This window comes from Daejeonella sp. (assembly GCF_044342615.1).
Taxonomy (GTDB): domain Bacteria; phylum Bacteroidota; class Bacteroidia; order Sphingobacteriales; family Sphingobacteriaceae; genus Daejeonella.
This window is the reverse complement of the sequence record NZ_JBIIPN010000099.1, coordinates 1-9,964: the sequence shown is the minus strand read 5'-3', so window position 1 is coordinate 9,964 and position 9,964 is coordinate 1. Positions and strand designations below refer to the sequence as shown.

General features: G+C 34.7%; 9 protein-coding genes. 7 read left to right on the top strand and 2 right to left on the bottom strand.

Annotated elements, in window-relative coordinates:
* Positions 1–627 (top strand): methionyl-tRNA formyltransferase (locus ACIQ0D_RS09160; protein WP_395804894.1); only part of this gene is annotated, 627 nt, incomplete at its 5' end.
* A 3-nt stretch (positions 628–630) separates the two neighbouring features.
* Here ACIQ0D_RS09160 and ACIQ0D_RS09155 read toward each other — a convergent pair.
* Complete coding sequence (locus ACIQ0D_RS09155) at positions 631–1,470, bottom strand: aminotransferase class IV (protein ID WP_395804892.1); 840 nt, start codon at positions 1,468–1,470, stop codon at positions 631–633.
* A 1-nt stretch (position 1,471) separates the two neighbouring features.
* On the bottom strand, positions 1,472–2,491 hold the full coding sequence (locus ACIQ0D_RS09150; RefSeq protein ID WP_395804890.1) for an RluA family pseudouridine synthase: 1,020 nt from the start codon (positions 2,489–2,491) through the stop codon (positions 1,472–1,474).
* A gap of 212 nt (positions 2,492–2,703) precedes the next feature.
* Here ACIQ0D_RS09150 and ACIQ0D_RS09145 point away from each other — a divergent pair, with 212 nt between their 5' ends.
* The 6 genes from ACIQ0D_RS09145 to ACIQ0D_RS09120 all read left to right on the top strand — a co-directional run bounded on the left by ACIQ0D_RS09145 (position 2,704) and on the right by ACIQ0D_RS09120 (position 9,860).
* Positions 2,704–3,783: a DUF6588 family protein gene (locus ACIQ0D_RS09145; protein WP_395804888.1), complete on the top strand. Its 1,080-nt coding sequence runs from the start codon at positions 2,704–2,706 to the stop codon at positions 3,781–3,783.
* A gap of 21 nt (positions 3,784–3,804) precedes the next feature.
* Positions 3,805–4,686 carry a 1-aminocyclopropane-1-carboxylate deaminase/D-cysteine desulfhydrase gene (locus tag ACIQ0D_RS09140; RefSeq protein WP_395804886.1) on the top strand — a complete coding sequence of 294 codons (882 nt, stop codon included), beginning with the start codon at positions 3,805–3,807 and terminating at the stop codon, positions 4,684–4,686.
* 192 nt (positions 4,687–4,878) lie between these two features.
* Positions 4,879–6,210 carry an L-lysine 6-transaminase gene (gene lat / locus ACIQ0D_RS09135; RefSeq protein WP_395804884.1) on the top strand — a complete coding sequence of 444 codons (1,332 nt, stop codon included), beginning with the start codon at positions 4,879–4,881 and terminating at the stop codon, positions 6,208–6,210.
* 24 nt (positions 6,211–6,234) lie between these two features.
* Entirely contained in the window at positions 6,235–7,095 is an 861-nt protein-coding gene (locus tag ACIQ0D_RS09130; RefSeq protein WP_395804882.1) for a lysostaphin resistance A-like protein, read from the top strand.
* A 405-nt stretch (positions 7,096–7,500) separates the two neighbouring features.
* A complete protein-coding gene (locus tag ACIQ0D_RS09125; protein WP_395804880.1) occupies positions 7,501–8,730 on the top strand; it encodes a DNA cytosine methyltransferase in 1,230 nt (409 codons plus the stop codon).
* On the top strand, positions 8,727–9,860 hold the full coding sequence (locus ACIQ0D_RS09120; RefSeq protein ID WP_395804878.1) for a restriction endonuclease: 1,134 nt from the start codon (positions 8,727–8,729) through the stop codon (positions 9,858–9,860). The genes ACIQ0D_RS09125 and ACIQ0D_RS09120 overlap by 4 nt, the downstream gene beginning before the upstream one ends.
* The last annotated feature ends 104 nt before the right edge of the window (positions 9,861–9,964 follow it).

The following is a 9,964-nucleotide window of genomic DNA, read 5'->3' as shown; positions in this document are numbered from 1 at the left end:
ATGCCTCCAAAAGGCACCATAAACCTACATGGATCACTCCTCCCTCAATATCGCGGTGCGGCACCCATCAATTGGGCCATCATCAATGGTGAGAAAGAAGGTGGCGTGACTACCTTTTTGTTGAAGCAGGAAATTGACACTGGAGATATTTTATTTGCGGAAAGCGTAAAAATTGAAGAACAAGATAGTGCAGGCGACCTCCATGACAAACTAATGACAATTGGCGCTGATTTACTCGTCAAAACCGTAAAATCCATTGAATCAGGAGATTATAAAGAGATTCCGCAAGACAAAATGTCTGAAAAGGAACTAAAATCAGCACCAAAAATATTTAAAGAAGATTGTTTAATTAACTGGAATCAAGAGGTTAGAACCGTTCAAAATCATATCCGTGGCTTGAGTCCCTACCCGACTGCCTTCTGCCACTTTCAAGATAAAATATTGAAAATTTATCGTTCAGAATACGAGGAAGTAAATCATCAATTTCAGCCTGGAAGCGTTGAAACAGATCATAAAACGAGTCTTAAATTTGCTTGTTTAAATGGATTTATTTCAGTCAAAGAATTACAGCTAGAGGGCAAAAAAAGAATGAAAGTAGATGAATTTTTAAGAGGTGTACGTTTATAGCTTTTAGAGTTGATTTAATTTCTCACTCAAAAACTTAGCAACTTCATTAAAATAGCGTTTATTATTATATCCCATAACCCATTGAATACCTTTGGTGGCATTGGTAATAAATACCTCATCGGCTTCATTTAAAATTTCGGGATTTACCTGAGCTTCAACAAGTTCAATATTATTTTCTTTAGCCAAACGCATCACCACCTGACGCATTACACCACCAATACAACCTTCATTAAGAGCTGGGGTGTATAATTTCCGGTCGTAAACCACAAATACATTACTACTTATCGACTCACATAGAAAGCCGTTCTGATTTAAAATCATGACTTCATCAAGTGCATGCTGATTTTTATAAACTCCAGCAAGTACGTAAACAAGAGAATTACATGTTTTTAGATTAGCCAATATATTTATGGGCTTAGTAAGCTCATCAAAAACATCAATAATTAATCCCTTGGGATTTAAGGTATACTGACTATCATTTAATGCTTGAGATTCTAAAACATAGCCTGTTTTATTAGAATCAGGTGTATATAAACCATCCGCATCGCGAAATACTGTTAGTTTAACCCTAGCGTCGTTTCCTATTTTATTTCTACGAACAAGCTCTTCTACTTTTTCGCGTAAAAACCAAGAATCAATGTGCGAATTATTATCAAGCTTAAGCACTTTCATGCCTTTTTGGATTCTATCGATATGCAATTCAGGAAATTTGATAGCACCATTCATGTATCGCATCGATTCAAAAAGTCCATCGCCATAGCGAAAACCTCTATTATTTACCGATAAAATTTGTTGATCGGAAGGGACAATTTGACCATTAAAATTGATGAGCTGCTTGTCCATTTTATTCTTTTATGTAGTTACGCCATTTATCGATAACCGTTGAAATATCTGCAGGAAGCTCTGTTTCAAAATGAATAAACTCTTTTGTTGAGGGATGAATAAAACCAAGAGATTTTGCATGTAGCGCTTGCCTAGGTAATATTTCAAAGCAATTTTCAACAAATTGTCTGTATTTATTAAATACCGTACCCTTTAAAATTTTATCGCCTCCATAAGTAGAATCATTAAACAAAGGATGCCCAATATGCTTCATGTGTGCTCTAATTTGATGCGTACGACCTGTTTCCAATTGACATTCAATGAGCGTCACATAATTTAAACGTTCAAGAACCTTGTAATGGGTCACCGACCATTTGCCCTGATTTTCATCATCATACACAGCCATTACCTTCCGATCTTTAGTGCTTCGTCCGATATAGCCACTTACAGTACCGTCTTGAGCCAAATCTCCCCAAACCAGCGCAATATATTTTCGAGTAATTGAATGATCAAAAAACTGCTTTGCCAAGAAAGTTATTGCCCATTCATTCTTGCTTACAAGGAGAAGTCCCGATGTATCCTTATCAATTCGATGCACCAATCCCGGCCTACCATCATTTCCAGGCATTTGCGGCAATTGTTGCGAATGAAACACTAGTGCATTCACCAAAGTTCCCGAATAATTATTAAAACCTGGGTGGACAACCATTCCGGGAGCTTTATTAACCATGATTACATCATCATCTTCGTAAATGATATCGATTGGAATATCTTCAGGATAAACCTCCGTATCACGTGGAGGATGCGGCAGAATCAAAGATACCACATCAAAAGGCTTCACTTTATAGCTAGCCTTCACCACTTTATCATTTACCAGTACATTTCCCGCGTCAATCGCATTTTGAATACGATTACGAGAGGTATTTTCGGTACGGATAATCAGAAATTTATCCAGCCTTAAAAGCGACTGACCTTTATCAACCACAATGCGCAGGTGTTCATAAAGATCCTGTTCCTCTAAATCCTGATTCTCATCTATCATAATGCAAAATTAAACCTTTGAAGGGATTAATAAGAATAAAGGCGTATTGTTCTTTAAAAATTTGCTTTTTAGCCTAAAATTGCTTATATTCTATTCTTTTTAAACAAAAGAATCTACCTTTATAGCTTAATTAAGGATAAAATTTGACCCTACCTGATCAACAGCTATAAATTATTCACTGAGCTTTTCTTAGGCTCTTAAATTAAATTGGTATGAAAAAATTTGCATTAATCAGGAGCTGTGGACTTGCACTATTATTGAGCATTTCTACCATTGCATTTTCGCAAAGTGATGTTTCGGGACTTATAAAATCAGGTCCCGCAGATGCCACAAAACTAACCCAAGCATATCTAAAGCCACTTTTTAAGGGCTTTGGCGTAGGCTTAAATAGTGGTTGGAATAATTCGGCGCACTCAAAAAACTTATTACGCTTCGATTTAAGACTTGGATTAACAGGTACAGTCGTCTCTCCTATTGATGAGACATTTGATTTAACAAAAATCGGACTTTCATCCAATGTTAGGCCTACAAACCCTGCACAGACTCTAACACCAAGCTTTGCAGGAGAAAAATCTCAAGGAGCATCATTGAGCATTTATGACTCAGCAAATCAGCCTATAGAAACCTTCGCCATGCCCAAAGGAACAGGCTTTGGTTTAATTCCCACTCCACAATTACAGGGTTCAATCGGTTTACCCAAAGGAATTGAACTCCAAGTAAGAGCTACGCCTAAAGTTAATTTAGGGAAAGACATTGGAACGATTGGGATGATGGGTGCAGGAGTAAAAGTAGAGTTATTACCCTTGTTTTCAGGGATGGCAGATAAGATATTTCCAATAGATATTGCAGTGGCTGCTGGTTATACCGAATTCAAATTTGAGGCTCCTTTAGATGTTAAAGTACCTGTTGGCGCCATCCCAGAATCACCAGCGCAGGTTAAAGATTTTAGCAATCAACGAATTGAAGCAAAATTTTCAGGAATAAATGCAGAGGCAATAATCTCGAAACGCTTTTTAGTATTTACCCCTTTTTTAAGTCTAGGATACCATCAAGCCAAAACTGAAGGCGGAATAAAAGGAAATTTCCCAATAATTACGGGTGTAACACCTTTGGGACAAAAAACATATACGAATTATTCAAATCCGGTAAACATCAAACAAACCGACATTAATGGTTTTAGAACTAATATTGGATTTCAGTTGAACCTCGCATTCTTCAGAATTTACGGGTCATACAGCATGGCGGAGTATAATTCTTTTAATGGTGGAATTGGTTTTGGATTAGGTAAGTAAAGATACCCTACAATAATCCTGATGATCGAATTAGATATTTATAGTCCCACAGAAGAAATTTTCAGTCCTCTTTTTACTAAAAAAGAGCTACAAGTCTTTGTAAAACGTGATGACATGATCCATCCCTTTATTTCGGGCAATAAATGGAGAAAGCTTAAATATTTACTTCTTGAGGCACACAAACAAAACAAAAGGCATTTGGTAACTTTCGGAGGTGCATACTCGAACCATTTGCTAGCTACCGCTTGTGCGGGTGCAAAATTCGGATTTAAAACTACGGGATTTGTACGTGGCGAAGAAGTCAAGAATGAAGTACTTAGTCTCTGCCAACTATTTGGCATGAAGCTCATTTTTACTGATCGCGAAAGCTATAAAACTAAAAAGGTTTTATTTGAGAAGCATTTCGGAACCGATACTACAGCGTATTTCATCGATGAAGGCGGAGCAAGCCAATTGGCCGTACAGGGCTGCGCGGAGCTCCTAGACGAGCTAGATACCGTTTACGACCATTTATTCTGTGCGGCAGGCACCGGCACCACTGCAGCTGGGTTTATTAAAGGCAAACATGAACGGACTTTAAATACCAAAGTACAGGTAATACCAGTCTTGAAAGGTGCCGCCCCCCTAAAAGCTGAAATAGAAGCTTTTTCAGGATGTAGTGACTTTGAATTTCATCAGAATTATCATTTTGGAGGCTACGCTAAAACGGATGAAGGCTTAATGACATTTATTAAGAATTTCTGCCAAGAAACAGGAATTTTAATCGAGCCAGTTTATACAGGAAAAATGTTTTATGCACTTTTCGATCTAATAGAACAAGACCATTTTAAAGCGGGAAGTAAAATTTTGGCAATCCATACTGGAGGACTCACAGGTATATTGGGAATGCATGATAGATTTTAATTTAGGCAAAATTAGGCAGAAATTGATTCTTTATTAAATTTTATAGACTCGTCAATTTTTTAAAAAAATCCTGCTCAATAAAAAAAAATAGGTTTAAACAATTTAAACCTATTTTTTATCCAAAATTGAATAAAAAGTTAAAATTTGGACAATTAAGGGCTTTTTCTCTAACTTTACTAAAAATAAAAGTCTATGTATAAACTATCCATTCCAGCAGATCAAGTACAAAATACCCTAAGCAAACACATCCTTGCAGACGGTTATGATTTAACTTTTGATATGGAAAAAAGCAATGGAGTACATATCTATGATTCCAATCATCAACGTACACTTTTAGACTTTTTTACCTGCTTTGCATCAGTCCCACTGGGTTATAATCACCCTAAGATGATTCATGATGAAGAATTTAAGAAGAGTCTGATGTTAGCTGCACTAACCAATCCATCCAATTCAGACATATATACTAGGCAATACGCACAATTTGTTGATACATTTTCAAGAGTTGGAATTCCAGAATACCTGCCCCATGCATTTTTTATTGCAGGTGGTTCACTTGCCATTGAAAATGCATTGAAAGTAGCAATGGATTATAAAGTCCAGAAGAATTTCAAAAAAGGATATAGCAAAGAACATGGCTTTAAAGTATTACACTTCGAAAAAGCTTTTCACGGTCGTAGTGGATATACCCTAAGCTTAACAAATACACTTCCAGATAAGACCAAATGGTTTGCCAAATTTGATTGGCCTAGAGTGAGTGTTCCAGCCATTCAATTCCCTTTAACAGATCAATCTTTAGCGGATTTAAAAAATCGAGAAGAAATATCTATCGCACAAATTAAGCAAGCCTTTATCGATAATCCGGATGATATCTGCTCAATAATTATTGAACCTATCCAATCAGAAGGTGGTGATAACCACGTAAGACAAGAGTTTTTAGAGCAATTGAGAGTCATTGCCGACGAAAACGATTGTCTTTTAATTTACGATGAAGTTCAAACGGGTGTGGGATTATCTGGTAAATTTTGGGCTCATGAGCATTTTGGCGAGAAAGCTCGTCCAGATATTGTAGCCTTTGGAAAGAAAATGCAGGTTTGTGGGATTTTAGTAGGCCGTAAAGTGGACGAGATTGATACAAATGTATTCAGAGTTCCTTCACGCATCAACTCCACTTGGGGTGGTAATTTAGTCGATATGGTACGCTCCAGCCGTATTCTTGAAATTATTGAAGAAGATAAGCTATTGGATAATGCAGCTGCCATGGGTACTTATTTACAAGATCGTTTAATGGAGATTTCTAAAAAGAACGATAAAATATCAAATGTTCGAGGCAAGGGCTTAATCACTGCTTTCGATTTCCCGACTAAAGAAATGCGCAATGAGTTTGTAAATAAAGGAATGGAGCATCATGTTATGTTTTTAGGCTGTGGCGATAAAACCATACGCTTCAGACCGGCATTAATCATTGAGAAGCAACATATTGATACGGGTATGGAGGTGTTGGAAAAGGTGCTTGGTGAATTTTAGTATTATCAATAATATCCTAAACAATTGAAAAAAATAATTTTAGAAGTACTCAGTTTCATAAGAAATCCAGAAGATAAAAGAATTGAAAATTGGAGTTTAAAAACAAATATAAAATACTTGTTTTATATATTGTTTTTTGAGTTTATCCTTAATCTCGTTTTTATTAATGCCATAATCTATGTGATTAATAAAATAGAGCCTATCGTTACCAGTACAAGAATTGTATATGAAGACAATAAGCTTTTGCCCATGTTAATTGCGGCGGCACTTTGGGCTCCATTAATTGAAGAAATTATTTTTAGACTTGCACTGAGATACAACAAATTTTATTCATTTTTCATCAATAGGAAAAGATGGGATATTATTTTCAGATTCCTAGTATATGCTTCGGTTTTAACTTTTGGGTTTGTGCACAGTGTGAATTTTCTAAATAATTCCACCTTTTTTTATTGGGTACTTCCCTTACTTGTGGCTACTCAAACTTTCGGTGGGTTTATACTGACATATTTAAGAGTTAGATTTAACTTTCTTTCATCCCTTATCGCTCATATATTGTGGAATTTTACGATGATGATGATTTTCATAGTCAGTCCCTATTTTGTCAAGCCTTATGAAAAAGAAAATGAACGTTATTCTGTGAAAATTGAACAGCTAAGCCACAGCCAAGTTGAACTACAAAAATTTGAAGTAGATTCTTCTGCTAATAAAGTGTTTAAGTTAAAAATCAATGAATATTCCTTGAATCACATTTTGGATACGCTATTTCAACACGAGAGATTGCGTGAGGACTATGTGATCAATCTTCACTTTGAATCCAAAAAAGGCACAAGCAAAGAAGACCTTAAAAAAATTCTTTTGGAATACGATAAAGAGGAAAACCAATAAAAGAATCGAATCTTAAACTCAATTTAGTTTGAAAAATCATTCATAAATAAATGAGTTGTTAATGGAGGGCTAGATTAGGTTCAGCTGGATAATGCTTGGATACCGCTGGGCATAATTCTAAAGTGCCTTATTAGGAAATTTCATATCGCATATAAGATTGGGAAAATGCTGTTTTCGTGATCTATTGTTTGAATTCATTACCTATATTAATATGTATTGAAAGAGAAGTAGACCCCTCTAACTGTAGAGTTAAACGGTTACCGCACTAATAATGTCACCTTACGAAAAAACACCATAGCCAACCCACTACCGAACATAATTATCTGTTGAAAATTTGAAACACAAAAAAGTCTTTATAAGCGATAAATTTGCGAACTTGCAAATTCAATTTTGAAGTACAAACCAATGAATACAGAAGAGAAAATTAGCATTGATGAATTTGACGGTAAACGCTTTCAAATTAGGCTTGTTGAGCCACAAGACGACAAAAAAGCTATATTGACTCACTATTTACACAATATTGATAATGGAGTTTCAATGCATTTTAAAAAAGACGCTTTGAAAATTCTAAAAGAATATGTTGAGTATAAAAAGCAAAATGAAAATATTTCAATGGTTGCCGAAGATGCACTTCAACAACTTTTGTTTGAAGCTAAAAACGTTCCATTTTCATCTCCAGAAAATTATAACTTCAAATTTATTGATTTATTTGCTGGAATTGGGGGATTTCGCTTAGCCTTACAAAACATTGGTGGTAAATGCGTTTTTACAAGTGAATGGAATATTGAAGCGAAAAAAACATATCGAGAAAATTTCGGTGAAGTTCCATTTGGCGATATAACTAAAGAATATAACAAAAATTACATACCGGAAAAATTTGATGTTTTATGCGCGGGGTTTCCTTGTCAAGCATTTTCAATAGCTGGCTATCAGAAAGGTTTTGCTGACACAAGAGGAACATTGTTTTTTGACATTGAGCAAATTGTAAAAAAACATAAACCAAAAGTTGTGTTTTTAGAAAATGTCAAGAATTTAGTTTCCCACGATAACGGAAATACTTTCAAAACGATAATTGAAACTCTTGAACAAAAATTAGGATATAAAACATTCGCAAAAGTCTTAAATTCATCAACTCACGCAAATGTCCCGCAAAATCGTGAAAGGATTTTTATTGTCGCTTTTGACCCAAATCAGGTTAAAAATTACGCAAAATTTGAGTTTCCTAATCCTATTAAATTAACAAAAACAATTCACGATATACTTGATAAAGAAAAGCAAGATGATGTTTTTTATTATAAAAAAGACCATCAATATTATCCCGAACTTTTAAAAACAATGCTTTCAAAGGATACGGTTTATCAATGGAGAAGAGTTTATGCAAGGGAAAATAAAAGTAATCTTTGCCCAACTTTAACTGCAAATATGGGTTCAGGAGGACATAATGTTCCGTTAATAATTGATGATTTTGGAATTAGAAAACTAACACCAAAAGAATGTTTTGCTTTTCAAGGTTACCCAATAGAAAAATATATAATCCCTAAACTTGCAAACAGCAAATTATATATGCAAGCAGGAAATTCTGTAACAACAACTTTAATTGAAAGAATTGGAAATCAAATCATTAAAGTTTTATGAAATCATTCGCAGAAATCGACATAGAAAACAATGGGAATTACTTAAAACTACTTTCGGCGGTTTCAAAACTTTCAGGTCTTTTTAGTGAAAGTTCCATTCCTTTCATAAATTATAGAGTTGCTGAGAATATTTTTTGTCGAAGTTTTGATGCAGGTAACCTTTCCCGTTCGGACACAGCATTTGATGCAAAATTTAACTCAATGGGTGTTGGGTTAAAAACTTTTATTTGCAATACAAATAGTAGCACCGAAAAAGTTGCCGAGTTCAATACTCTTTCTAGAATATTGTCTAAGCTACAGGGTAAAGACTTAGCTTATAAGTTATCTGAATATAGAAACGAACGTATTGATTTAGCTAATCGTTTATACGATATTGAAAATTCTCTCTATCATATTGTTGCCCGCAAGAACAATGAGCTTATACTTTTTGAAACTGATTATAACAAAATTGACATAACAAATATTCATTCTGTTAAACAAAATAGTGCAAGTTTACAATTTGAAGACGGTAAAAATTTTTATAGCTTCAATTATTCGAAGAGTACACTTTTTAGAAAATTTAATATCCCTCAAGATTCCTTTAAACTTCCAATTGAAATTTTAGAGGACCCATACACTTTATTACTTGAACTGATTGAAGACAAATCGCTAAAAATTGCTAAAGAGAAATATATTAAGGGTGAGAATTATATAATTTTACCACTTTACGGCATTAAAAACAAAGAGAAATTTGTATTTGAAAAAAGTGGTCTAAATCAGTGGAATGCAGCAGGAAGAACACGTGATTTTGGAGAAGTTTACATTCCAATTCCTATTGAAATTCACAAACAATATCCTGGGTTTTTCCCTCCAAGAGACCATTTTTTTGAACTTGAAATTCCAACAGGAGAATTATTTTCAGCAAAAGTTTGCCAAGATAATTCAAAAGCATTAATGACAAACCCTAACAAGGCACTTTCAGATTGGCTACTACGTAGAGTTTTCCAAGTAAAAGAAGGCGAACTCTTGACGATTGAAAAAATGAATGAATTAGGCTTCGACAGTGTTATAATTACAAAAGAAGAAAACGGAAATTACAAAATTGACAAAGCAAAAATCGATAGTTTTGAACAATTTATATCTAATAATTAGCTCCCCCCTACCTCAAATCCCCCAAACTATCCACTCCCAATAACTTCTTCGAGGTAAAGCCTTCTGCATGAATGGCATGAATCGATTTACCAAATTCACGGGAA

Excerpts from the sequence above, each read along its gene's own strand:
- ACIQ0D_RS09155 (WP_395804892.1), bottom strand. The coding sequence starts at position 1,470 with ATGGACAAGCAGCTCATCAATTTTAATGGTCAAATTGTCCCTTCCGAT.
- ACIQ0D_RS09150 (WP_395804890.1), bottom strand. The coding sequence starts at position 2,491 with ATGATAGATGAGAATCAGGATTTAGAGGAACAGGATCTTTATGAACAC.
- ACIQ0D_RS09145 (WP_395804888.1), top strand. The coding sequence starts at position 2,704 with ATGAAAAAATTTGCATTAATCAGGAGCTGTGGACTTGCACTATTATTG.
- ACIQ0D_RS09140 (WP_395804886.1), top strand. The coding sequence starts at position 3,805 with ATGATCGAATTAGATATTTATAGTCCCACAGAAGAAATTTTCAGTCCT.
- lat (WP_395804884.1), top strand. The coding sequence starts at position 4,879 with ATGTATAAACTATCCATTCCAGCAGATCAAGTACAAAATACCCTAAGC.
- ACIQ0D_RS09125 (WP_395804880.1), top strand. The coding sequence starts at position 7,501 with ATGAATACAGAAGAGAAAATTAGCATTGATGAATTTGACGGTAAACGC.
- ACIQ0D_RS09120 (WP_395804878.1), top strand. The coding sequence starts at position 8,727 with ATGAAATCATTCGCAGAAATCGACATAGAAAACAATGGGAATTACTTA.